This is a genomic window from Kitasatospora sp. NPDC094016 (genome assembly GCF_040304045.1).
GTDB lineage: Bacteria > Actinomycetota > Actinomycetes > Streptomycetales > Streptomycetaceae > Kitasatospora.
This window is the reverse complement of the sequence record NZ_JBEOUK010000031.1, coordinates 76,399-99,816: the sequence shown is the minus strand read 5'-3', so window position 1 is coordinate 99,816 and position 23,418 is coordinate 76,399. Positions and strand designations below refer to the sequence as shown.

General features: G+C 72.7%; 21 protein-coding genes, 5 tRNA genes and 1 pseudogene. 19 read left to right on the top strand and 8 right to left on the bottom strand.

Going from position 1 to position 23,418, the window contains the following annotated elements; translation table 11 throughout:
• Both ABT015_RS25850 and ABT015_RS25845 read right to left on the bottom strand, forming a co-directional pair.
• Positions 1 to 91, bottom strand: a pseudogene (locus tag ABT015_RS25850) (roadblock/LC7 domain-containing protein); the annotation flags it as partial.
• A gap of 10 nt (positions 92 to 101) precedes the next feature.
• Positions 102 to 3,896, bottom strand: coding sequence for a sensor histidine kinase (locus ABT015_RS25845; RefSeq protein ID WP_350882972.1), 3,795 nt, complete (start codon positions 3,894 to 3,896; stop codon positions 102 to 104).
• A 590-nt stretch (positions 3,897 to 4,486) separates the two neighbouring features.
• Here ABT015_RS25845 and ABT015_RS25840 point away from each other — a divergent pair.
• From ABT015_RS25840 to ABT015_RS25805, 8 genes are all read left to right on the top strand, one after another.
• A complete protein-coding gene (locus tag ABT015_RS25840) occupies positions 4,487 to 4,759 on the top strand; it encodes a hypothetical protein (protein ID WP_350882970.1) in 273 nt (90 codons plus the stop codon).
• A 244-nt stretch (positions 4,760 to 5,003) separates the two neighbouring features.
• Positions 5,004 to 5,804 carry a fumarylacetoacetate hydrolase family protein gene (locus ABT015_RS25835; RefSeq protein ID WP_063347716.1) on the top strand — a complete coding sequence of 267 codons (801 nt, stop codon included), beginning with the start codon at positions 5,004 to 5,006 and terminating at the stop codon, positions 5,802 to 5,804.
• The gene (gltX, locus tag ABT015_RS25830; protein WP_350882968.1) at positions 5,797 to 7,320 is read left to right on the top strand and encodes a glutamate--tRNA ligase; all 1,524 of its coding nucleotides are present in this window, start codon (positions 5,797 to 5,799) and stop codon (positions 7,318 to 7,320) included. Before ABT015_RS25835 ends, gltX begins: the two co-directional genes overlap by 8 nt.
• Before the next feature lie 238 nt (positions 7,321 to 7,558).
• Positions 7,559 to 7,630: transfer RNA gene (locus ABT015_RS25825), tRNA-Gln, on the top strand.
• A 37-nt stretch (positions 7,631 to 7,667) separates the two neighbouring features.
• Positions 7,668 to 7,740 (top strand) — tRNA-Glu (locus ABT015_RS25820).
• A gap of 27 nt (positions 7,741 to 7,767) precedes the next feature.
• A tRNA-Glu gene (locus ABT015_RS25815) sits at positions 7,768 to 7,840 on the top strand.
• Positions 7,841 to 7,866: 26 nt separating this feature from the next.
• Positions 7,867 to 7,939: transfer RNA gene (locus ABT015_RS25810), tRNA-Glu, on the top strand.
• Positions 7,940 to 7,988: 49 nt separating this feature from the next.
• Positions 7,989 to 8,063 (top strand) — tRNA-Gln (locus ABT015_RS25805).
• Between the two features lie 105 nt (positions 8,064 to 8,168).
• Here the strand turns inward: ABT015_RS25805 and ABT015_RS25800 are convergent.
• Positions 8,169 to 8,882, bottom strand: coding sequence for an IclR family transcriptional regulator (locus tag ABT015_RS25800; protein WP_063347714.1), 714 nt, complete (start codon positions 8,880 to 8,882; stop codon positions 8,169 to 8,171).
• Positions 8,883 to 9,114: 232 nt separating this feature from the next.
• Here ABT015_RS25800 and leuC point away from each other — a divergent pair, with 232 nt between their 5' ends.
• The 4 genes from leuC to ABT015_RS25780 all read left to right on the top strand — a co-directional run bounded on the left by leuC (position 9,115) and on the right by ABT015_RS25780 (position 12,529).
• The gene (gene leuC / locus ABT015_RS25795) at positions 9,115 to 10,551 is read left to right on the top strand and encodes a 3-isopropylmalate dehydratase large subunit (protein WP_350882966.1); all 1,437 of its coding nucleotides are present in this window, start codon (positions 9,115 to 9,117) and stop codon (positions 10,549 to 10,551) included.
• Positions 10,552 to 10,556: 5 nt separating this feature from the next.
• Positions 10,557 to 11,153, top strand: coding sequence for a 3-isopropylmalate dehydratase small subunit (gene leuD / locus ABT015_RS25790; RefSeq protein ID WP_350882964.1), 597 nt, complete (start codon positions 10,557 to 10,559; stop codon positions 11,151 to 11,153).
• A 181-nt stretch (positions 11,154 to 11,334) separates the two neighbouring features.
• A complete protein-coding gene (locus ABT015_RS38020; RefSeq protein WP_371517045.1) occupies positions 11,335 to 11,682 on the top strand; it encodes an SCO5555 family protein in 348 nt (115 codons plus the stop codon).
• A gap of 133 nt (positions 11,683 to 11,815) precedes the next feature.
• The gene (locus ABT015_RS25780; RefSeq protein ID WP_350882962.1) at positions 11,816 to 12,529 is read left to right on the top strand and encodes an HU family DNA-binding protein; all 714 of its coding nucleotides are present in this window, start codon (positions 11,816 to 11,818) and stop codon (positions 12,527 to 12,529) included.
• 204 nt (positions 12,530 to 12,733) lie between these two features.
• On the opposite strand, the gene ABT015_RS25775 is transcribed toward ABT015_RS25780, so the two are convergent.
• The gene (locus ABT015_RS25775; protein WP_063347710.1) at positions 12,734 to 12,955 is read right to left on the bottom strand and encodes a hypothetical protein; all 222 of its coding nucleotides are present in this window, start codon (positions 12,953 to 12,955) and stop codon (positions 12,734 to 12,736) included.
• Positions 12,956 to 13,011: 56 nt separating this feature from the next.
• Positions 13,012 to 13,695, bottom strand: a complete 684-nt coding sequence (gene cofC, locus ABT015_RS25770) for a 2-phospho-L-lactate guanylyltransferase (protein WP_350882960.1) — start codon at positions 13,693 to 13,695, stop codon at positions 13,012 to 13,014.
• A 232-nt stretch (positions 13,696 to 13,927) separates the two neighbouring features.
• Here cofC and ABT015_RS25765 point away from each other — a divergent pair, with 232 nt between their 5' ends.
• The 3 genes from ABT015_RS25765 (at position 13,928) to ABT015_RS25755 (ending at position 16,974) form a co-directional block, all read left to right on the top strand.
• Positions 13,928 to 14,752 carry a lysophospholipid acyltransferase family protein gene (locus ABT015_RS25765; RefSeq protein WP_350882958.1) on the top strand — a complete coding sequence of 275 codons (825 nt, stop codon included), beginning with the start codon at positions 13,928 to 13,930 and terminating at the stop codon, positions 14,750 to 14,752.
• 14 nt (positions 14,753 to 14,766) lie between these two features.
• Positions 14,767 to 15,750 (top strand): NAD(P)H-dependent glycerol-3-phosphate dehydrogenase, encoded by a 984-nt coding sequence (locus ABT015_RS25760; RefSeq protein WP_079135606.1) that lies wholly within the window; start codon positions 14,767 to 14,769, stop codon positions 15,748 to 15,750.
• A gap of 78 nt (positions 15,751 to 15,828) precedes the next feature.
• Entirely contained in the window at positions 15,829 to 16,974 is a 1,146-nt protein-coding gene (locus ABT015_RS25755; protein WP_350882957.1) for a D-alanine--D-alanine ligase family protein, read from the top strand.
• 67 nt (positions 16,975 to 17,041) lie between these two features.
• On the opposite strand, the gene ABT015_RS25750 is transcribed toward ABT015_RS25755, so the two are convergent.
• Entirely contained in the window at positions 17,042 to 17,560 is a 519-nt protein-coding gene (locus ABT015_RS25750) for a DUF3515 domain-containing protein (RefSeq protein ID WP_350882955.1), read from the bottom strand.
• A 20-nt stretch (positions 17,561 to 17,580) separates the two neighbouring features.
• Positions 17,581 to 17,814, bottom strand: a complete 234-nt coding sequence (locus tag ABT015_RS25745) for an Lrp/AsnC family transcriptional regulator (RefSeq protein WP_350882953.1) — start codon at positions 17,812 to 17,814, stop codon at positions 17,581 to 17,583.
• Between the two features lie 205 nt (positions 17,815 to 18,019).
• On the opposite strand from ABT015_RS25745, the gene ABT015_RS25740 reads away from it, so the two are divergent.
• The 3 genes from ABT015_RS25740 (at position 18,020) to thiD (ending at position 21,105) form a co-directional block, all read left to right on the top strand.
• Complete coding sequence (locus ABT015_RS25740) at positions 18,020 to 18,985, top strand: thiamine-phosphate kinase (protein WP_350882951.1); 966 nt, start codon at positions 18,020 to 18,022, stop codon at positions 18,983 to 18,985.
• A 196-nt stretch (positions 18,986 to 19,181) separates the two neighbouring features.
• On the top strand, positions 19,182 to 20,207 hold the full coding sequence (locus ABT015_RS25735; RefSeq protein WP_350882949.1) for an ATP-dependent 6-phosphofructokinase: 1,026 nt from the start codon (positions 19,182 to 19,184) through the stop codon (positions 20,205 to 20,207).
• Between the two features lie 52 nt (positions 20,208 to 20,259).
• Positions 20,260 to 21,105, top strand: coding sequence for a bifunctional hydroxymethylpyrimidine kinase/phosphomethylpyrimidine kinase (gene thiD / locus ABT015_RS25730; RefSeq protein ID WP_350882947.1), 846 nt, complete (start codon positions 20,260 to 20,262; stop codon positions 21,103 to 21,105).
• Positions 21,106 to 21,271: 166 nt separating this feature from the next.
• Here thiD and rpmB read toward each other — a convergent pair whose 3' ends face one another.
• Entirely contained in the window at positions 21,272 to 21,457 is a 186-nt protein-coding gene (gene rpmB, locus ABT015_RS25725; protein WP_014138233.1) for a 50S ribosomal protein L28, read from the bottom strand.
• 299 nt (positions 21,458 to 21,756) lie between these two features.
• Between rpmB and ABT015_RS25720 the strand changes: the two genes are divergently transcribed.
• A complete protein-coding gene (locus ABT015_RS25720; RefSeq protein WP_350882945.1) occupies positions 21,757 to 23,388 on the top strand; it encodes a DAK2 domain-containing protein in 1,632 nt (543 codons plus the stop codon).
• Positions 23,389 to 23,418: the final 30 nt, after the last annotated feature.

Sequence of the window (23,418 nt, the reverse complement as noted above, 5' to 3'; positions counted from 1 at the left end):
CGGCGGAGACCACCACGGTGTGGGACACCCCGGGGGTGTTGTCCACGAAATTGGTGATCAGCCAGTTCAGGTTCTGTGCGGCCTGGCTCATCTGATTCAACTCAACGCTCCTGGTGATCTGCGCCGTTGCCGTCGGTCCGGCCACCGAAACTATCGAATCCGGGCTGCTGGGCACCATGCTGGGAGCCCGGCTGGTTCGCCTGTTCGGCCCCGGCCCGGCGGCCCTGCTGGATGCCGCGGCGCAGGTTGGTCAGCCGGCCGCGGACCTCCTCGGGGGCCCGGGAGACCTGCGGACCGGTCAGCGGCGAGGCCTCGGCGGTGCCGGAGACCAGGTTGGCCTGCGGGGTCCGGCGGGGGAGGCCGGACATCGTGACGCCGCTGGTCGAGGGCTCGCGGACCTGCTCGGCGCGGCGCCAGCGCTCGTCGTTCGCGGACGGGCGCCACGGGGCGTCCCCGGTGCCGGGCTGCGGCTGCTGGCCCTGCTGCGGCTGCTGCTGACCCTGCTGCGGGGCCTGGGGCTGCGGGGCCTGAGCCTGCGGAGCCTGGGGCTGCGGGGCCTGGGCCGGCCGGCCCTGTCGGCCCTGCGGGTCGGACGGCTGGAACTCCGGCGCCGAGGTGCCGGGGCGGCGCGGCTGGTACGTCCGCGGCCGCGCCTCCTGCCCGCCCTCCTGCGGGTACCACGGTTGCTCGGCCGCACCCCCGGACGGGCCGGTCGGCAGCGCCATCGGCTCCGGCCGGGCCTGCTCCTGGCGCACCGGCTCGGGCCGGGCCTGCTCCTGACGGACCGGCTCCGGACGCGCCGGGTTCGGCACGCTGGGCAGCACCGGCTCCACCAGACCGAGGCCCAGCGGGTCACGCGGGTCGATCTGGCTGGCCTCGAAGCGCGGCCGGGCGAACTGCTGGGTGCTCTCCATCGGCGCCGGCTCGGCCGACGGCAGCGGCTGGGCCTGCTGCTGCGGCGGCAGCTGCGGCTGGCGGTCGCGCTGCGGCGCGTCCGGGCCGGGGCGCTGCGGCCGGCGCTGGCCCTGCGGACCGGGCTGGCCCTGCGGGCCGCCCTGACCGGGGCCGCCCTGGCCCTGCGGGGCCGGCCGGCGCTGCGGCAGGCCCTCCTGCGGGCGGTTGCCCGGACGGGCGCCGCCCTGCTGCTGCGGAGCGCCACCCGGCCGGCCCGGCCGACCGTGCTGCGGCTGCTCGCCAGTCCGGGGGCCCGGACCGCCGTCGAACTCGCCACCCGGGCGCGGCCGTTCCTGGCCGGGACGGCCCTGAGCGGGCTGCTGCTGGCCGCGGCGGGGCAGGCCGCCGAGGCCGCCCTGGGCCGGGCCCGGCCGGTTCGAGCCGCGCTGCGGCAGGCCGCCCTGCGGGGACTGCTGGGGCTGCGGGGACTGCGGGGACTGCGGGGCCTGCTGGGCCGGCTTCTGGCCCTGGGGCTGCGGGGCCTGCCGGCCCGGACCCTGAGGTCCCTGGGGCTGCTGGCCCGGCTGGACGGGGTTCTCGCGCAGCGACTTGCCGACCTGGCGGGTCGGCAGGCCACCGGCCCGGCCGCCGGGCGCGGCAGGCGCACCCGGGCCGGTCGGAGCACCCGGAGCACCCGAAGCACCCGGAGCGTTCGGTCCGGTCGGAGCACCGGGGCCGGTCGGGCCGGTCGGAGCGGTCGGGCCGCCCTGGCCGAGCTGCGGGCGGCCGCCCTGCGGGGCACCGCCGGCCGGGCCCTGGCCGAGCGCGGCCGGGCCGCCCTGGCCGGGCGGCACCTGGCGCTGCTGGCGCGGCGTCGGGGCGACCCCGCGCTGCTGCTTGGCCTGGGCGGGGCCGGGCCGGCCGGCGCCGCGGCGGTCGGCGGAGTTGGTGACGTCCACCGGGAGCATGACCAGCGCGGTGGTGCCGCCGGAGTCGCTGGGGCGCAGCTGGATGCGGATGCCGTGTCGCAGGGACAGGCGGCCGACCACGAAGAGGCCCATGCGGCGGGAGACGGAGACGTCCACCGTCGGCGGGTTGGCGAGGCGCTCGTTGATCTCGGCGAGGTCGTCGGGGCTCAGGCCGATGCCGGTGTCGTGGATCTCGACCAGGACGCGGCCGTCGGGCAGCGCGTGGCCGGTGACCCGGACGCGGGTCTGCGGGCTGGAGAACGAGGTGGCGTTCTCCAGCAGCTCGGCGAGCAGGTGGACGAGGTCGTTGACGACGCGGCCGGCGACCTCGGCCGACGGTACGGCGGCGAGTTCGATGCGCTCGTACTGCTCCACCTCGGAGGCGGCGGCGCGGAGCACGTCGACCAGCGGGACGGGCCTGGTCCAGCGGCGGCCCGGGTCCTCACCGGCGAGGACGAGGAGGTTCTCGCCGTTGCGGCGCATGCGGGTCGCGAGGTGGTCCAGCTTGAAGAGGTTGGCCAGCTGGTCCGGGTCGGCCTCGCGGCTCTCCAGTTCGGAGATGAGCGACAGCTGGCGCTGGATGAGGCCCTGGCTGCGGCGCGAGAGGTTGGTGAACATCGCGTTGATGTTGCCGCGCAGGAGGGCCTGCTCGGCGGCGAGGCGGACGGCCTCGCTGTGCACCATGTCGAAGGCGTGCGCCACGTGGCCGATCTCGTCGGTGGAGTCGACGGCCACCGGTTCGACCGTCGTGTCGACGTCGTGCGGGTCGCTCTCGGAGAGGGTCTTGACCAGCTCGGGCAGGCGGCGCTCGGCGACGTCCTCGGCCGCGGCCTGCAGACGGGTCAGCGAGCGCACCATCGAGCGGGCGATCAGACCGGCGCCACCGAGGGCGACGAGCAGCACCAGGGCGATGGCGGCACCGATGATGATGGCCTCGGTGTCGGCCTGGGACTGGAGGTCCTGGGCCTTGCCGTCGAGGTCCTCGATGAGCTTGGACTCGATCCGGCGCTCGGCGGTGATCTTGGCGCTGGCCTTCTCGTACCAGTCCTTGTAGGTCACCGGGTCGGTCTGGTGGATGCCGCTCGGCTGGAGGATCGAGCGCGCGTACCGGTCGGCGTCGGCGATCACCGAGTTGTAGCTGAGCTGGCCGCGCAGGTTGTCCAGGTCGTGCGCGGTGTAGATGTTGTTGAAGCTGGTGAGCGAGTTGTCGTACGAGGTGCGCAGGCGGATACCGAAGGACTCGTCGCTGGGGCTGAGGTCGGGGCCCTTGGGGTTGGCGAGTGCGGCGCCGATCAGGGCGCGCTGCTGCGAGGTGGCGTTCTTGGCCAGCGAGAACTGCTGCAGCGAGCGGGTCGCGACGAGCAGGTCCTTGTTGTTGGACGCGAGCGCGATGTCCTGGGTGATGGCCAGCAGGTCGCGGATGATCACGTCGTAGGCGGTGATCGTCGACTGGATGTTCTGGTTGTTCTGGTACGGCGTGTTGCGCGCGTCCGAGATCGAGTTCAGGTCCCTGCGGATCTGGAACAGCAGCGCCTTCCCACCCGAGAGTTCGAGGTTCTCGAACTTGTCCGAGGACGTGGTGAAGGTGCGGCTCAGGTCGTCGGTGGTCCGGCGGGCGGTGACGATGTCGTCGTCGAGCGGGTCGTTGGGGCGCGCGGTGATGTAGCCGGCGCTGATGTCGCGCTCGGTCTGCAGGGCGTCCGCGAGGTTGGTCGCCTTCTTGGCCAGGTCGGACAGGTTGGCCATCTGGGAGAGCTGCTGCGAGTTCTGCATCGAGGCCTGGATCCGCAGGCCACCGAGGACCAGGGAGACCAGGACGGGCAGGGCGAGCAGGGCGATCAGTCGGGTCCGGATGCGCCAGTTGCGCATCGCGAGCCGGCTCAGACCGGTGGCCCGCCGCCTGGTCAGGGTGGTCCGGAGCTTGTCCCGGGCGGACTTCCGTTCCTGGCCGTCGTCCTCCGGGTGGCCGGGGGCCTCGGGGAGCACCGGCTCGGGCGGGCCGCCGGGGGCCGCCGCCTGCTGGGGGGCTGCCACGGGCTCGTGCGACTCCGGGTTACCCGCGGCGCCGCTACCCCTTTTGAAACGTCCCTGCACTGGCGTCGCAACCTCTGGACCGGGCGTCCCGCCGCGTCGCCGCGGACCGGACGGTGTCGAGTTTCCTTCCGCTCCCCGGCTGGTCCGGGTGAGCGCGTCGCCGGGGTGGACTTCTCCCTACCCACGGTCCGTGGCATTCCAGCACAGCCGGGGAATCCCAACAAGGGCCGCCAGGACACGCCGCGCGGCGCTACCGAACGCGTGCGTGACTTCACTGACTGTGCCGTAACAGGACCGGAATACCGCATTTTTCGGACACTCGCCGGATACATGCCAACCCGGCCCGAGATCGAGAAGAGTCACAGACCTTCCGGAATGACCGTTATCGGAGATATGCCGGAAAATCCCGTTGCGGCGATATGTCGGATATCTGCAATTCGCTCATGAATTTGTGAGCAAAATCACAGTCTAATGTGTAGCTTTGGTCACGGTCCCTGTGGAATGAGATCTCGTAACCTGGCTGTCTCCGGAGCACGGCCCCGATCAGCCTGCCCAGAACCCCTCCGAATCATTCGGAATCACTCAGGTCGGTGACGATCCGCCGCGATCCGCCCGGCCGCGACCACGAGGTGCTCTCGATGTCCCAGGCGAAGAAGGCCGCCACCAAGTCCACGCTGCCCTGCCGCTCCACGGCGAACCCGCGCCGGACGACGCTGGCCTCGGTCGCGGACTTCAGCGCGATCCCGGGTGCCCGCAAGCCCGAGGACGCCGTCACCTACGGCACCGAACTGCCGGCCAGCACCGCCAACCCGCGCCGCACCCAGCTGATGGTCGCCCCGGCGCCCGTCGTCGTGCAGGACTGACCCGACCCCGCTCCGACAGGGCGTCGCGGCCGTGCCCCCGAGGGCGGCCGCGGCGCCCTGCGGCGTTCCCGGGCGGCTGCGGGGGCTCGCGGCCCAACCGCGCTGAACAGGGGCAAAGCGGTCAGCCGGGGCCCCACGCGATAGCCTGGACGACGATTGACGGGGCCGCGCCCACCGTGGGCGAGGCGCCCACCAGCGCCCGGGCGCGCCCCGGGCGGTCGACGAAGCGAGGGGTATCCCAGCCGTGCGCATTGCCAGGTTTTCCGTCCGGGAAGGGAGCCCTGCCGCCGGCAGCGTCTCCTTCGGCGTGGTGGAGGGCGACCCTTCCCAGCCCGACTCGCTGGTCGTCCACGCGCTGGCCGGCCACCCGTTCGGCCAGCCCCAGCCGACCGGCGAGAGTTACCGCTTCCAGGACGTCCGGCTGCTCAGCCCGATGCTCCCCAACAAGATCGTGGCGGTCGGCCGCAACTTCGCGGCGCACGCCGCCGAACTGGGCAACGACGTCCCGGACGTGCCGCTCACCTTCTTCAAGCCGTCCACCTCGGTGATCGGCCCGACCGAGAACATCGCGTATCCGCCGTTCTCCTCGGACGTCCAGCACGAGGCCGAACTCGCCGTGGTGATCGGCCGGATGTGCCGCGAGGTGCCGCTGGACCGGGTGCCCGAGGTGATCCTCGGCTACACCTGCGCCAACGACGTCACCGCCCGGGACGTGCAGAAGCGCGAGGGCCAGTGGGCCCGGGCCAAGGGCTTCGACACCTCCTGCCCGCTGGGCCCGTGGATCGAGACCGACCTGGACCCGGCCGACCTCGCCGTCACCTGCACGGTCAACGGCGAGCTCCGGCAGGCCGGCCGCACCTCCCAGATGGTCCGCTCGGTCGCCGAGCTGATCGTCCACATCTCCGAGGCCATGACGCTGCTGCCCGGCGACGTCATCCTCACCGGCACGCCCGCAGGGGTGGGCCCGCTCAACGTCGGCGACGAGGTCGCCGTCTCCATCGAAGGCATCGGCACTCTCACCAACAAGGTGATCAAGCGTGGCTAGTGAAAAGCTCAGCGGCTCCGCCGCGGGCAACCCGGCCGTCCGGGTTCGTTTCTGTCCGTCCCCGACCGGGAACCCGCACGTGGGCCTGGTCCGCACGGCCCTCTTCAACTGGGCCTACGCCCGCCACAACGGCGGCACGCTGGTCTTCCGGATCGAGGACACCGACTCGGCCCGCGACTCCGAGGAGTCGTACGACCAGCTGCTCGACGCGATGCGCTGGCTCGGCTTCGACTGGGACGAGGGCCCGGAGGTCGGCGGCCCGCACGAGCCGTACCGCCAGTCCCAGCGGATGGACATCTACGCCGACGTCGCCCGCCGCCTGCACGAGGCCGGCCACGCCTACCACTGCTACTGCAGCACCGAGGAGCTGGACGCCCGCCGCGAGGCCGCCCGCGCGGCCGGCAAGCCCTCCGGCTACGACGGCCACTGCCGCGAGCTGACGGACGAGCAGGTCGCCGTCTACAAGCTGGAGAAGCGCGAACCGATCCTGCGCTTCCGGATGCCCGACCGCACCCTCAGCTTCGACGACCTGGTGCGCGGCACGCTCACCTTCGAGCCGGAGAACGTGCCGGACTACGGCATCGTCCGGGCCAACGGCGCCCCGCTGTACACCCTGGTCAACCCGGTGGACGACGCCCTGATGGGCATCACCCACGTGCTGCGCGGCGAGGACCTGCTCTCCTCCACCCCGCGGCAGATCGCGCTGTACGCGGCGCTCGCCGAGATCGGCGTCGGCGACGGCGCCACCCCGCGCTTCGGCCACCTGCCGTACGTGATGGGCGAGGGCAACAAGAAGCTCTCCAAGCGCGACCCGCAGGCCTCGCTCAACCTGTACCGCGAGCGCGGCTTCATCCCCGAAGGCCTGCTCAACTACCTGTCCCTGCTGGGCTGGTCGCTGGCCGACGACCGCGACCTGTTCGGCATCGACGAGATGGTCGCCGCCTTCGACATCGCCAAGGTGAACGCCAACCCGGCCCGCTTCGACCTGAAGAAGTGCGAGGCGATCAACGCCGAGCACGTCCGCAAGCTGGCCCCGGAGGACTTCGTCCGCCGACTGGTGCCGTACCTCCAGGCCCCCGGGCTGCTGCCGGCCGAGCCGACCGCCGAGCAGCTGGACCTGCTCGCCAGGATCGCGCCGCTCACCCAGGAGCGGATGGTCGTGCTGAGCGAGATCGTCAACATGGCCGGCTTCCTGTTCGTCGACCCGGCCGACTTCGCCGTCGACCCGGACGACGCCGCCAAGGCGCTGACCGCCGACGCCCGCCCGGTGCTGGAGGCCAGCGTCAAGGCGCTGGAGGCGCTCGCGGACTTCAGCCCGGAGCCGATCCAGGCCGCGCTGCGCGAGGCGCTGGTGGACGGGCTGGGCATCAAGCCCAAGTTCGCGTTCACGCCGCTGCGGGTCGCCGTCACCGGCCGCCGGGTCTCGCCGCCGCTGTTCGAGTCGATGGAGCTGCTCGGGCGCCCCGAGACGCTGCGCCGGCTGAACTCCGCCCTGGAGGCCCTGCCGGCCGCCTGAGCGGGCCGCTGAGCAGGCTGCGGGCCCGGCCTCGTGCCGGGCCCGCGGCACACCCGGACGTCACCACCGGGTCGCCCGGCCGCTGCCTGGGGTTATCGATTTTGGAGCCGGGGCCGGCGTCGGGTAATGTTCTTTCTGCGCCGCCCGGGAGGGAACGGACGAGGGAGCGAAACCCTCCGCCCGGCCCCGAACGAGAGGCGCAACGCCTGAGAAGGCCCCGACAGGGGTTCAACTCTGGTGGGGTATGGTGTAATTGGCAGCACGAGTGATTCTGGTTCATTTAGTCTAGGTTCGAGTCCTGGTACCCCAGCGCAGTACGCAAGTCCAGCAGTACAAGTGAAGAACAAGCCCCCGTTGTGTAGCGGCCTAGCACGCTGCCCTCTCACGGCAGTAGCGCCGGTTCGAATCCGGTCGGGGGTACTGATCCCGCAAGGGATCACCTGGAAAGCCCCCGTTGTGTAGCGGCCTAGCACGCTGCCCTCTCACGGCAGTAGCGCCGGTTCGAATCCGGTCGGGGGTACTGATCCCGCAAGGGATCGCCAGGAAGCCCCCGTTGTGTAGCGGCCTAGCACGCTGCCCTCTCACGGCAGTAGCGCCGGTTCGAATCCGGTCGGGGGTACTCCAGAGCATGAAGCCGGTGGGTCACCCCACCGGCGCTTGCTTTGTGTTGGGGTATGGTGTAATTGGCAGCACGAGTGATTCTGGTTCATTTAGTCTAGGTTCGAGTCCTGGTACCCCAGCCAGAAATGCAGGGCCCCGGTTTCCGGGGTCTTTTTTTGCATTTCCCGGAGAATTCCGAAGGGCCCCGCGCGGTGGTGCTGCGCGGGGCCCTTTCCGGATGCGGCGGTTCAGCCGCGGCGGAGGGCCTCGGTGAGCCGGTTCGCGGCCTCGATGATGGCCTGGGCGTGCAGGCGGCCCGGGTGGCGGGTCAGTCGCTCGATCGGGCCGGAGACGGAGACGGAGGCCACCACGCGGTTGGAGGGGCCCCGCACGGGAGCGGAGACGGACGCGACGCCCGGCTCGCGCTCGCCGATCGACTGGGCCCAGCCGCGGCGGCGGACGCCGCTGAGCGCGGTGGCGGTGAAGCGGGCGCCCTGGAGGCCGCGGTGCAGCCGCTCGGGCTCCTCCCAGGCCAGCAGGACCTGGGCGGCCGAGCCGGCCTTCATCGGCAGGGTGCTGCCGACCGGGACGGTGTCCCGCAGACCGGAGAGCCGCTCGGCGGCGGCTACGCAGATCCGCATCTCGCCCTGGCGGCGGTAGAGCTGTGCGCTCTCGCCGGTGACGTCGCGCAGGTGGGTCAGGACCGGGCCCGCGGTGGCGAGCAGCCGGTCCTCGCCCGCCGCGGCGGAGAGTTCGGAGAGACGGGGGCCGAGGATGAATCGCCCCTGCATGTCCCTGGTGACCAGACGGTGGTGTTCGAGTGCGACGGCGAGCCGGTGGGCCGTGGGGCGCGCCAGACCGGTGGCGGCGACCAGCCCCGCCAACGTGGCGGGGCCCGACTCCAGTGCGCTCAGCACCAGAGCGGCCTTGTCGAGAACGCCGACGCCGCTAGAGTTGTCCATGCGCTAAGACTGCAGTCTCATTCCGCGAGACGCAAGTTCAATCTTCCGGGAAAAGCGCCACCCTGGATGCAGCAGCCCGGGAGACATCCAGGATGCGACCTCACCAGAGTGTCCGCATCGTGGACAGCGATCCGGCGTGCAGGTCGCGCGAACGCGCCCGCCACAGGGCGGCGGGAGCTCCGACCTCGACGACACGAGAAGGCCGGCAACGCGGCCGGCTGGAGGGAATCCGATGGGACGGACACTCGCAGAGAAGGTCTGGGACGACCACGTCGTGCGGCGCGCGGAGGGAGAGCCCGATCTGCTCTTCATCGACCTCCACCTGCTCCACGAGGTGACCAGCCCGCAGGCCTTCGACGGGCTGCGGCTGGCCGGCCGGACGGTCCGCCGCACCGATCTGACGATCGCCACCGAGGACCACAACACCCCCACCGTGGACATCGACAAGCCGATCGCCGACCCGGTGTCCAAGGTGCAGTTGGAGACGCTGCGCCGCAACGCCGCCGAGTTCGGCGTCCGGATCCACTCGCTCGGCGACATCGAGCAGGGCGTCGTGCACGTGGTCGGCCCGCAGCTGGGCCTGACCCAGCCCGGCATGACCGTGGTCTGCGGCGACTCCCACACCTCGACCCACGGCGCCTTCGGCGCACTGGCGTTCGGCATCGGCACCAGCCAGGTCGAGCACGTGCTGGCCACCCAGACGCTGCCGCTGGCGCCGTTCCGGACCATGGCCGTCACGGTCGAGGGCGAGCTGCCCGAGGGCGTCACCGCCAAGGACCTGATCCTGGCCGTGATCACCAAGATCGGTACCGGCGGTGGCCAGGGCTACGTCCTGGAGTACCGCGGTTCGGCGATCCGGGGCCTGTCCATGGAAGCCCGGATGACCATCTGCAACATGTCCATCGAGGCCGGCGCCCGGGCGGGCATGATCGCCCCGGACGAGACCACCTTCGACTACCTCAAGGGCCGTCCGCACGCCCCGCAGGGCGAGGACTGGGACGCCGCCGTCGCCTACTGGTCGACCCTGGGCACCGACGAGGACGCGGTCTTCGACCACGAGATCTTCATCGACGCGGCCGCGCTGACCCCGTTCGTCACCTGGGGCACCAACCCCGGCCAGGGCGCCCCGCTGGGCTCCGACGTGCCGGACCCGGCCTCCTTCGCCGACCCGCAGGAGCGCGCGGCCGCCGAGAACGCCCTCGCCTACATGGGCCTGGAGGCCGGCACCCCGCTGCGCGAGGTCACCGTCGACGCCGTCTTCGTCGGCTCCTGCACCAACGGCCGGATCGAGGACCTGCGCGCCGCCGCCGCCGTCGTGGAGGGCCGCCGGATCGCCGACGGCGTACGGATGCTGGTCGTCCCCGGCTCCGTCCGGGTCGCCCTGCAAGCCGTGGAGGAGGGCCTGGACAAGGTGTTCACCGCGGCCGGCGCCGAGTGGCGCCACGCGGGCTGCTCGATGTGCCTGGGCATGAACCCCGACCAGCTCGCCCCCGGGGAGCGCTGCGCCTCCACCTCGAACCGCAACTTCGAGGGCCGGCAGGGCAAGGGCGGCCGGACCCACCTGGTGTCCCCGCAGGTCGCCGCCGCGACCGCCGTCCTGGGCCGTCTGGCCGCACCGTCCGATCTGCCCTCCGACCTGGCGGACACCAACGTGGCTGTGGAGGCCTGAGAACCATGGAGAAGTTCACCACCCACACCGGCCGGGCCGTTCCGCTGCGGCGCTCGAACGTGGACACCGACCAGATCATCCCGGCCCACTGGCTCAAGAAGGTCACCCGTTCCGGTTTCGAGGGCGGCCTTTTCGAGGCCTGGCGCAAGGACGAGTCGTTCATCCTGAACCAGCCCGAGCGGCGGGGCGCCACGGTCCTGGTGGCCGGCCCGGAGTTCGGCACCGGCTCCTCCCGCGAGCACGCCGTCTGGGCGCTGCAGAACTACGGGTTCCACGCGGTCATCTCGTCGCGCTTCGCGGACATCTTCCGTGGGAATTCCCTGAAGAACGGACTGCTGACGGTCGTCCTGCCGCAAGAGACCGTGGAACAGCTCTGGGCGCTCACCGAGAGTAACCCTTCGGCCGAGATCACCGTTGATCTGGAAGCCCGCGAAGTCCGGGCCGAGGGCGTCACCGCGTCTTTCGAACTGGACGACAACGTCCGGTGGCGGCTGCTCAACGGGCTGGACGACATCAGCATCACCCTGCGGAACGAGGCCGACATCGCGGCCTTCGAAGCGACCCGTCCGACCTTCAAGCCCCGTACTCTGCCGGTTGCCTGAGATCCCCTCAGAACAAGCATTCTGGCGATCCACCGGATGGCCCGCCTCCCCTTCGGGGGGGCGGGCCATCCGCCGTTCCGGAGCACGAGTTAGCGCCGCGGCCCACCCCGGATTGCCCATTTGGCTTTGCCGGAGAGGGCCCCGCGCAAGTACAACTGCGGGTAGATGGCACAATCAGTACATGCACCGGCACCATGAACCTCCGTACGCGGGCGGCGAACCCGCGGCTCCGGAGTCCGTGGGCCGGGGATCCGAACGCCGAATTGACGATCGGCCGGACGTCGCCTCCGCACCAGCTGAGGGGCCGGACGACCAGGAAGTCGCAGCGCTCTACGCGCTTGTGGCCGAGCGGTTGAAGCAAGCTCACGCCCGCGTGCATGCGCTGAACGTGTCTGCCGATGCAAAGACCGCTCTCTCCCGTCAACTCCTCATCGTCACCGAGACCGCCAAGCGCGATCTTCCGGAGGCGGCAAGGCGGTTGAGTCGCTTTGTACATGACCTCGACGAGGGGCGCCCGCCCGTCGCCTGAGGTCGCCGACGCGCAAATCCATTGCGACACTAGGGTGATTCGCGCGTTTGGTAATTGAAAGTCCGCAGATACATACCTAACGTGCGAAAAGAACGGATGGAATCATCCGGCGCCCGTTTCCGAAGGGGAAGACGTGAACAAGGCTCAGCTTGTCGAAGCGGTGGCCGAGCAGCTGGGCGGTCGCAAGGCTGCCGCAGAGGCCGTCGACGCAGTGCTCGACACCATGGTCCGTGCCGTTGTGGCCGGTGACCGGGTTTCGGTCACTGGTTTCGGCACCTTCGAGAAGGTGGAGCGCTCCGCGCGCTTCGCCCGCAACCCGCAGACCGGCGAGAAGGTCAAGGTCAAGAAGACCTCGGTGCCCCGCTTCCGTCCCGGCCAGGGCTTCAAGGACCTGGTCAGCGGCAGCAAGAAGCTGCCGAAGGAAGGCCCCTCGGTGAAGAAGGCCCCCAAGGGCTCCCTCACCCCGGGCAAGAGCGGCGTCGCCGCCACCCCGGCCGCCAAGCGCGCCGCCACCAAGCGTGCCGCCACGGCCGCCGCCGCCGCTCCGGCCAAGAAGGCCGCCGCCAAGAAGACGGCGACCACGGCCGCGGCCAAGAAGGCGACCACCACCGCCGCCGCGAAGAAGGCGACCGCCACCAAGAAGGCGACCACCACCGCCGCCGCGAAGAAGACCACCGCGACCGCGACCAAGAAGACGGCCGCCGCCGCCAAGAAGGCGACCACCACCGCCGCCGCCAAGAAGACCACCGCGACCGCCAAGAAGGCGACCGCGACGGCCAAGAAGACGGCGCCGGCGAAGAAGACCGCCACCCGCAAGACCACCGCGCGCAAGACCTCTGCCAAGTAGTCCCGCGCAGCGGTCCTCGGACGGCCTTCGGCAGAGAGCCGCGGCACCCCCCTCCGTGAATTGCGGAGACCGGGTCGCCGCGGCTCTTTCGATTTCCGGGCGCTTAGTCAGGATTCCGCGACCGACGGTGACCAGGCACGGAGCGCGGCGGCGGGCGTGCCGGACGGCGGGGGAGGACCGGCGGGGGCGGTCAGCGCAGGACGGTCAGCCCGCGGCCGGGTCGGGGAAGGTCTGCAGCGTCACGAAGACCACCCGGCGGGCCTCGCCGGCGCCCTCGGTGCGGATCCGCACCCGCTGGCCCGGTCGCAGCAGCCGCAGACCGCCGGCGTCGAAGGCGGCCGCGTCGAACGGCACCGGGGTCCCGTCGTCGAGCAGCACGGAGCCGGCCCGGGTGGCGGGGTCGAAGGTGAACGCGGTGGCCTGCATGGCAGCAGCATAGCGAGCGGCCCCGGCCGGCCGGGCGGCGTCCCGCGGGGCGGCGGTCAGGCCCGCGCCAGCCGGGCGAACAGGGCGCCGGTGTACGGGCCGAGGCCGAGCGCCGCGGCCTCGCCGAGGTCCGCGCCGGTGTCGACGTCCCGGCGCACCGACTCCACGTCCGCCAGGAGGAGTTCGCGTGCCCCGCCGGCCGCGTGCCGGGCCCGCGAGCCGTCCCCGAAGGCGGGCGAGAGCGGGCGGCCGGGGGTGCAGGCGAGCAGCGTGGTGCCGAGGCCGGGGGAGTCCGGCAGGAAGGCCCGGCCGCCCGGTGGCACCGCGCCCAGCACCCGGGCCAGTTCGGCCGGGCGCAGGGCCGGCAGGTCCGCCGAGAGGGCGGCCAGCGGCGAGCGCGGGGCGAGCGCCAGGGCGGCCGCCGCGCCGTGCACCAGCGCCTCGTTGAGGCCCTCGCCGGGTTCGTCGGCGACCACCACCGCGCCCAGTGCCGCCAGCCGGGCGCCGGCCGCCGCGTCCCGGGTGACCACCAGGACCCGGGCGACGCCCGGGGTGGCCAGTGCGGCGGTGGCGGTGTCGAGCGCGAAGGACAGCGCGAGGTCCGCCCGGTGCGGCCCCGCGTACGGGGCCAGTCGGCTCTTCGCGAGGGCGAGCGGCTTGAGCGGCAGCACCAGCGACCAGTCGGTGATGGGTGCGGGGGGCGCGACGGGCCCGTTGGGGCGTACGGTGTCCTGGGTCATCGGCGTCATTGTGACGCCGGTCCCGGAGCCCTCGCCAGGCCGTCCGATCTGTGCGGACGTGCGTTTGATCACGCCTGCCGGGCGGGTTGGCGCGGTCGCTCGACAGCCGGTGAGCAGCCGGGCGAGACTGTTCCGCGCCCGTCACCCGGGCACCGGTCCCGCACCGGTGCGCGGCACCGGGAGGTTATGACCGCGGCACCCCACGTGCCGCTTCGGATGAGGAGGACCTGGGGTGGCCCGCCGCTCGTACGCCAAGTTCGGCAACGCCGACTACGGCATCTGGTACCGCTTCGCGGCCGTGCTGGTGAAGCCGGTGACGACCGCGCTGGTGAAGCCCGACTGGCGGGGCTGGGAGCACCTTCCGAAGGAAGGCGGCTTCATCGCCGCGGTGAACCACAATTCGATCATCGACCCGGTGATCTACGCGCACTGGCAGTACAACAGCGGCCGTCCGCCGCGCATTCTCGGCAAGTCCTCGCTGTTCTCGATTCCCTTCATCGGATTCATGCTGCGCAAGACCGGACAGATTCCGGTGTTCCGCGAGTCCACCGATGCCGCGCAGGCTTTCCGGGCCGCCATCGACGCCGTCAACGGCGGCCAGTGCGTGCAGTTCTACCCGGAGGGCACGCTCACCCGGGACCCGGACCTGTGGCCGATGACCGGCAAGAGCGGCGTCGCCCGGGTCGCGCTGATGACCGGCGCGCCGGTCATCCCGGTCGCGCACTGGGGAGCGCACGAGATCATCCCGCCGTACGGCCGTCCGGGCTTCGGGAAGGGCAAGTTCAACCTCTTCCCGCGCCACCGGGTCACCGTGGCGGCGGGGCCCGCGGTGGACCTGAGCAAGTACCGGGGGCAGGAGCTCACCGCGCAGGTGCTCAACGACGCCACCGAGGACATCATGACGGCGATCACCGCCGTGCTGGCCGACGTCCGCGGCGAGGAGCCGCCGGCCGAGCGCTACGACATGCGCAAGGCCGCCCGGAACCGCGCCGCGGCGGCCGCCGCCGAACGCCGGCGCGCCAAGGGCGGCAACGACGACGAGGAGGGCGGCCGGTGACCCGCTGCGCAGTGATGGGGACGGGCTCCTGGGGCACCGCCTTCGCGATGGTGCTGGCCGACGCGGGCAGCGACGTCGTCCTGTGGGCCCGCCGCCAGGAACTCGTCGACGCCATCAACACCACGCACGAGAACCCGGACTACCTGCCGGGCGTGCCGCTGCCGGGCTCCGTCCGGGCCACCACCGACGCCGCCGAGGCACTGGCCGGCGCCGACTTCGCCGTCCTGGTGGTGCCCTCGCAGACGCTGCGCGACAACCTGGCCGCCTGGACGCCGCTGATCGAGCCGCAGACCGTGCTGGTGAGCCTGATGAAGGGCATCGAACTCGGCACCGCCAAGCGGATGAGCGAGGTGATCGACGAGGTCACCAAGGTCGGCCCGGAGCGCGTCGCGGTGGTCAGCGGGCCCAACCTGGCCCGGGAGATCGCCAACCGGCAGCCCGCCGCCAGCGTCGTCGCCTGCGCGGACGAGGCGGTCGCCAAGCGGCTCCAGGCGGCCTGCCACACGCCGTACTTCCGCCCGTACACCAACACCGACGTGCTGGGCTGCGAGCTCGGCGGCGCGGTCAAGAACGTGATCGGCCTGGCCGTCGGCATGGCGGCCGGCATGGGGCTCGGCGACAACACCAAGGCGACGCTGATCACCCGCGGGCTGGCCGAGACCACCCGGCTCGGCGAGGTGCTCGGCGCCGACCCGCACACCTTCGCCGGGCTCGCCGGGATGGGCGACCTGGTCGCCACCTGCTCCTCGCCGCTGTCGCGCAACAACACCTTCGGCATGAACCTGGGCCGGGGCATGTCGCTCGCGGAGACCATCGCGGCGACCCGGCAGACCGCGGAGGGCGTCAAGTCCTGCGAGTCGGTGCTCGACCTGGCCCGGCGCAACGGCGTCGACATGCCGATCGTCGAGGCGGTGGTGGACGTCGTGCACAACGGGCGGCCCACCCAGGAGGCGCTCCAGGCCCTGATGTCCCGTTCGGCGAAGGCCGAGCGGCGCTGAGCGGCGCCGGCGGCGAGGCGGTGGTCCGGGGGCGGCTGACGCCCCGGAAACCCTTCGCACGGTAGTCTCAAACCCGATATGAGCATCGAACAGTCCTCCCCGAACCCGTCCGCTGCGAAGCCGCGCGTCGCGCTGGTCTTCGGCGGACGCAGCTCCGAGCACGGCGTCTCGGTGGTCACCGCCGGCAGCGTGCTCAAGGCGATCGACCGCGAGAAGTACGAGGTGCTCCCGATCGGGATCACCCCCGAGGGCCGCTGGGCGCTGGTCAGCGACGAGCCCGCCCGGATGGCCATCACCGACGGCCGGATGCCGGACGTCCCGGGCGTTGCCGAGTCCGTGGACGGGCAGGTCGCGCTGCCGATCGCCCCGGGCGACCGCGAGGTCGTCCTGAGCGAGCCGGGAAGCACCCCCAAGGCCCTCGGCGAGGTCGACGTGGTGTTCCCGCTGCTGCACGGCCCCTGGGGCGAGGACGGCACCCTGCAGGGCCTGCTCGAGCTGTCCGGCGTGCCCTACGTCGGCAACGGCGTGCTCTCCAGCGCGGTCGGCATGGACAAGGAGTTCACCAAGCGGATCCTGGCCTCGCACGGCCTTGGCGTCGGCCGGTACACCATCGTGCGGCCGCGCGACTGGGAGAGCGAGGCCGGCCGCGCCGCGGTGCGCGAGCGGGCCGCCGAGCTCGGCCTGCCGCTGTTCGTGAAGCCCTGCCGGGCCGGCTCCAGCATGGGCATCACCAAGGTCAAGGACCTCGCCGACCTCGACGCCGCGATCGAGGAGGCCCGCCGGCACGACCCCAAGCTGATCATCGAGGCCGGCGTGAGCGGCCGCGAGATCGAGTGCGGCGTGCTGGAGACCGAGGACGGCCCGAAGGCCAGCCTCCCGGCCGAGGTGCTGGTCGGCGACGGCTTCGACTTCTACGACTTCGAGGCCAAGTACATCGACTCGTCCGAGGTGCAGATCCCGGCGAAGCTCGACGACGAGCAGACCGCCGAGATCCGCCGCCAGGCGGTGGCCGCGTTCGACGCGCTCGGCTGCGAGGGCCTGGCCCGGGTGGACTTCTTCCTGCTGGAGGACGGCACCTGGATGGTCAACGAGATCAACACCATGCCCGGCTTCACCCCGATCTCGGCCTACCCGAAGATGTGGGAGGCCACCGGGCTGTCCTACCCGGAGCTGATCGACCGGCTGCTCCAGGCGGCGCTGCGACGCTCGACCGGCCTGCGGTAGCCGCACGCGAACGACGGAGGGCGGGCCGGGAAGCTCCCGGCCCGCCCTCCTCGGCGCCCTCGCGGGCTCAGCCCGGGATGGTGGCCTTCACCGCGCCGGTGAGGGCGGCGGCCGGGTCGAAGGGGTTGGCCGCCGCGCCGGCCGGGACGGTCACCTCGACGTAGGCGGCGCGCATGGTCGTCACGAAGCGGTAGCCGCCGTCGGTGAGCTTCTGCGACCACCAGGTGACGTCGTCCAAGGTCGGCGACCAGTCCTTGGCGTGCTCGCCGTCCAGTTCCTCCGGACGGTCGATGCCGCAACGCAGCACCGTGCGGGGCGAGCTGGCCCACGCGGCCACGAACGGCGAGGCGGGCGACGGGTCCTTGCGGGCGTGGCCGAGCAGTTCCTGCGGCAGGGCCGCGGCCAGCGCGCGGCAGTACTCGGCGGCCTTGCCGCCCGGCTGGGGAGCCGCCACCGACTCGTCGGCGGAGCTCCAACTGCCGAGCAGCACGACGACCGTGCAGGTCAGGGCGAGCGGCAGGGCCAGCCAGCGGACGGGCGCCGGCAGCGCCGTCAGCGCCCGGGGGATTCGGAGTTCTCTGGCCACCCGCCGATGGTAGCCGGGCCTTACAGGTGCACCACCGGACAGGTGAGGGTACGGGTGATGCCCTCGACCTGCTGGATCTTGGCCACCACCAGGCGGCCCAGGTCGTCCACGGTGGCGGCCTCGGCCCGGACGATGACGTCGTACGGGCCGGTGACGTCCTCGGCCTGGAGGACGCCGGGAATCTCGGAGATCGACTGGGCCACGGCGGTGGCCTTGCCGACCTCGGTCTGGATCAGGATGTATGCCTGTACCACGGGGACCTCCGGCGGCCGGTTACGGGGATCGCCGCCGTGATCGCCCGGACGGTCGTCGGGGTGGGAACGGGCTCACCGGCAGTCTGATCACCACGCTACCGCGCGGTGGGCCGGGGAGGGGAGACCCCGACACCCCGGAAGGGCGTACGCTGCGCGCGGGGGCGCGACGGGGACGAGTTCAGATGGACATGCGAGAGGACGGCAGATGCAGGGGACCGTGGGCGAGCTCGGCGAGTTCGGTCTCATCAGGGAGCTGACCGCCCGGGTGCCGCTCACCGACGCGGTGGACCTCGGCCCCGGTGACGACGCCGCGGTGGTGAAGGCCCCGGACGGCCGAGTGGTGGCCACCACGGACGTCCTGATCGAGAACCGGCACTTCCGCCGGGACTGGTCCACCGCCTACGACGTCGGCCGCAAGGCCGCCGCCCAGAACCTCGCCGACGTGGCCGCCATGGGAGCGGTGCCCACCGCGATACTGCTCGGCCTGGTCGCCCCCGCCGACCTGCCCACCACCTGGGCCACGGAGCTGATGGACGGGCTGCGCGACGAGTGCCAGGTGGCCGGGGCGACGGTGGTCGGCGGCGACGTGGTGCGCGGCGACACCGTCACGCTGGCCATCACGGCGCTCGGGGACCTCCAGGGGCGCGCGGCTGTGACGCGCTCCGGCGCGCAGGTCGGCGACGTGGTCGCGGTGACCGGCTGGCTCGGCTGGTCGGCCGCCGGACTCACCGTGCTGCAACGCGGCTTCCGCTCCCCCCGCGCCTTCGTCGAGGCGCACCGCCGGCCCGAGCCGCCGTACCACGCGGGCCCGGCCGGCGCCGAGTTGGGCGCGACCTCGATGATCGACGTGAGCGACGGACTGGTCGCCGACCTCGGCCACGTGGCCCGGGCCAGCGCGGTGGACATCGACCTGAAGGCCGCCGACTTCGACGTCCCGGCGCAGATGGCCGACATCGGACAGGCGGTCGGGGTGGACCCGTTGGTCTGGGTGCTGTCCGGCGGCGAGGACCACGCGATCGTGGCGACCTTCCCGCGCGGGGTCCAACTCCCGGCCCGCTGGCGGGTGGTGGGCGAGGTGACCGGCCGCCCCCGGGGCAGCCGCAGCGGCCGGGTGACGGTGGACGGCGCGCCCTGGGACCGGGTCGGCGGCTGGGACCACTTCGCCGAGTGACGGGCGGCCGCGCCGATTGTCGTACGGCACACGGCGGATGACCCCCGGACACCGGCGCGCGCCGGACGGCGTGTGACCCCCGGACTCGCGGCGCACGGGCTTCGCGGGTCCGTTTTGCGTAGGCTGGCGACAACCGAGCCCGCCCGCCGTCTGGTGTGGGTGGTCTGAACCACTGCGAGCGGGAGCGCACCCAGTCATGCGTATCGGTGTACTGACCAGCGGCGGCGACTGCCCCGGCCTCAACGCGGTGATCCGCTCCGTCGTGCACCGGGGCACCGACGTGCACGGCGACGAGATCGTCGGCATCCTCGACGGCTTCCTCGGCCTGATCGAGGGCCGCACCCGGCCGGTCTCGCACGACGACGTCACCGGCCTGCTCACCCTCGGCGGCACCGTCCTGGGCTCCGCCCGGGTGCAGCGCGACCGGATCTCCTGGGCGGTGGAGAACGCGAGGACGCTGGCCCGGGACATCGGCATCGACGCGCTCATCGCGATCGGCGGCGAGGGCACACTGACCGCCGCCAGGCTGTTCAGCGACGCCGGACTGCCGGTCGTCGGGGTGCCCAAGACCATCGACAACGACATCAACGCCACCGACGCCACCTTCGGCTTCGACACCGCGGTGCACGTCGCGACCGAGGCGATCGACCGGCTCAAGACCACCGCGGAATCCCACCAGCGCGTCATGGTCGTCGAATTGATGGGCCGTCACACCGGCTGGATCACCCTCACCGCGGGCATGGCCGGCGGTGCGCACGGCATCCTCATCCCGGAGAAGCCCTTCGACATCGAGGCGGTGGCCCGGATGGTCGACGACCGCTTCGACCGCGGCAAGAAGTTCGCCATCATCGCCGTCGCGGAGGGCGCCGCCCCGCTGCCCGGCACCATGCGCTTCGACCACGGCGAGGTCGACCAGTACGGCCACCGGACCTTCGGCGGGATCGGCAACCGGCTCGCCCACGAACTGGAGAACCTGCTCGGCAAGGAGGCCCGCCCGGTCATCCTCGGGCACACCCAGCGCGGCGGCACCCCGACCGCCCGGGACCGCGTGCTCGCCACCCGCTTCGGCTGGCACGCCGTCGAGGCCGTCCACCAGGGCGCGTTCGGCCACTTCACCGCGCTGCGCCGGACCGGGATCGAGCTGGTGCCGATCGCCGACGCGGTGACCCGGCTGAAGACGGTGCCGGAGGACCGCTGGGCGGAGTCCGAGGCCGTGCTCTGATCGCGAGCGGGTGAGGTGCCGCGCTCTGATCGCGCGCGGGTAGGTTGAGCTCATGGCCCACCCGTCTCCCACCCCCGCCCCTGGCCGGCGCCCTGCGCGTGGCCCCTCCACCGCACCCCCTCGCGTGCTCACCGTCGCAGGATCCGACTCCGGCGGTGGCGCCGGCATCCAGGCCGACCTCAAGGCGATGCTCGCCCTCGGCGTCCACGGCATGAGCGTGATCACCGCCGTCACCGCGCAGAACTCGCTCGGCGTCCAGGGCTACTGGGAGCTGCCCGCCGAGGCCGTCCGGGCGCAGTTCCGCAGCGTGGTCGACGACATCGGGGTGCAGGCCGTGAAGACCGGCATGCTCGCCTCGATCGAACTGGTCGAGACCGTCTCCGAACTGCTGGCCGGGGTGGACGCCCCGGTGGTCGTCGACCCGGTCGGCGTCTCCAAGCACGGGGACGCCCTGCTGGCCGCCGAGGCCGTCGCCACCGTCCGCGAGCGGCTGCTGCCGGTCGCCACCCTGGCCACCCCCAACCTGCACGAAGTGACCCAGCTCACCGGCCGGACGGTCGAGGACGAGGGGCAGATGCTGGACGCCGCCAAGGCGTTGGTCGACCTCGGGCCGCGCTGGGCGCTGGTCAAGGGCGGCCACCTGGAGGGCGAGGCCGCGGACCTGCTCTACGGAGGTGTCGACGAGGTGCACTGGTACCGGGCGCCGCGCTACGACAACCGGCACACCCACGGCACCGGTTGCACTCTGGCCAGCGCGATCGCGGCCGGGCTGGCCAAGGGCGAGTCGCTGCCGGAGGCGGTCGGCTCGGCCAAGGAGTACATCACCGGCGCGATCGCCGGCGGCTTCGCGCTCGGCGCCGGGATCGGCCCGGTCGACCACGCCTGGCGCTGGCGCTGACCCGGCCGGTGGGCGGGCCCCCGGGTCCGCCCACCACCGCGGGTGTGGCGGGGAACACGGGTGCGGCGGGACGGCGGTGGCCGGAAAGCGCGGCGGGAAAACAGTGAAGCCGGTTCATCCGAGGATGAACCGGCTTCACTGGAGGACCGGCATGCCGGTCTGCGCGTCAGCGCGAGACCTTACCGGCCTTGATGCACGAGGTGCAGACGTTGAGCCGCTTCGGCGTCCGCCCAATCACAGCGCGCACCGTCTGAATGTTGGGGTTCCAACGACGGGGGGTACGGCGGTGCGAGTGGGAGATGCTGTTGCCGAAGCCCGGCCCCTTGCCGCAGACGTCGCAGTTGGCAGCCACAGGAGTCACTCCAAGACTTCAGATCATTTACGTTCGACAACCCCGCTGGACCAGCGGAGCACTCGCGTGAACCTGACCGGACCGAGGGGTGAGCCTGGATTGTTCCAGGCAACCGGAAGAGCATACAACGCCTGTTCCGGTTCAACGAAACTACCATGTCCGGCAGGGTGATCGCTCCGGTCGCCGGTCCGGGCGACCCTCCCCGGCCCCCGATAACCTGCCGGTATCACCCCTCGCCGCGGCCCTGGCCGTGCTGCTGCCCCGCAGGCCGTCGCGGCGTCCCACCCGGAGGAGACCTGGTGCTGCACACGCTCGACGCCCCGGCCGTGCGCACCTGGTGCCAGCTCGCCCTGCGTGCGCTCGGCCAGGCCCGCGAGGAGATCGACGCGCTCAACGTCTATCCCGTTCCGGACGGCGACACCGGCACCAACCTCTACCTGACCGTCGAGTCCGCCGCCGCCGAGGTGGAGAGCCGCTTCGCCGACCCCGCCGCCGACCCGGCCCCCGGCCTGGCCGACACCGCACGGGCGATGGCCCGCGGCGCGCTGGTCGGCGCCCGCGGCAACTCCGGGGTGATCCTCGCCCAGTGGCTGCGCGGCACCGCCGAGACGCTCGCCGAGGGCGGCGGCGCCGACCAACTGCGGGCCGCCCTGCAACGGGCCGCCGACTCCGCCTACCAGGCCGTCGCGGAGCCCGTCGAGGGCACCCTGCTGACCGTCGCCCGGGTCGCCGCCCGGGAGGCCGTCCGGGCCGGGGACGGGCTCGCGCAGGTCGCCGACACCGCCTACCGGGCCGCCCGGGACGCGCTGCGGCACACCCCCGAACAGCTCGCCGTGCTGGCCGAGAACGGGGTCGTGGACGCCGGCGGGCGCGGCCTGGTCGCCGTGCTCGGCGCGCTCGCCGACGCCGTCGCCGGGCAGCAGCCGATGGGCCCGGTCGCGCTGCGCGGGGACGTCCGGGAGGTCGAGAGCTGCGCGGTGCACCTGAGGCCGCCGGGCCCCGGCCACCCCGCGTTCGAGGTGATCTACCTGCTCGACGCGCCCGACGAGGCCCTGCCCGCGCTGCGCGGGCGGCTCGGCGCGCTCGGTGACTCCCTGGTGGTCGGCGGCGGCGACGGCCTGTGGAACGTGCACGTCCACGTGGACGACGCGGGCGCCGCCGTCGAGGCCGGGGTCGAGGCCGGGCGGCCGCACCAGATCCGGATCACGCACTTCGCCGAGGCCGCCGCCCGGGCCGGCAGCGCCGCCGAGCGCGGCGAACGCCGGGAACGGGCCCGCGCGGTGCTCTGCGTGGTGTCCGGCGGGGGACTGGCCGAGTTGTGCGAACAGGCCGGCGCCGTCGCCCTGCACGCCGACCCGGACCGCCCGCCGGCCAGTGCCGAACTCGCCGCCGCCGTGCGCCGCTCGGCCGCCCGCGAGGTCGTCCTGCTGCTCAACGACCCCGAACTGCGCGCCGCCGCCGGGGCCGCCGCCGACCAGCTGCGCGAGGAGGGCGTGCGGATCGCGGTGCTGCCGACCCGCTCGCCGGTGCAGGGCCTGGCGGCGCTCGCGGTGCACGAGGGCGGCCGCCGCTTCGACGAGGACGTGGTCGCCATGACCTCCGCGGCCGGCGCCACCCGGTACGCCGAACTCGCCGTGGCCGAGGGGGAGTCCTGGACGATGGCCGGGGTCTGCCAGGCCGGGGACGTGCTCGGCCTGATCGACGGCGACGTCGCGGTGATCGGCACCGGGCTGGCGGAGGTCGGGGCGAGTGTCCTGGACCGGATGCTCGGCGCGGGCGGCGAACTCGTCACCCTGGTCCTCGGCGAGGGCGCCGACGAGGCGCTCGCCGACCGCCTGGTGGCGCACGCCCGGCACCGGCGGCCCGAGGTCGACGCGGTGGTCTTCCACGGCGGCCAGGAGTCCGCGCCGCTGCTCATCGGGGTGGAGTAGGGCACGCCGCGGAGCCCGGAATGTCGGCCC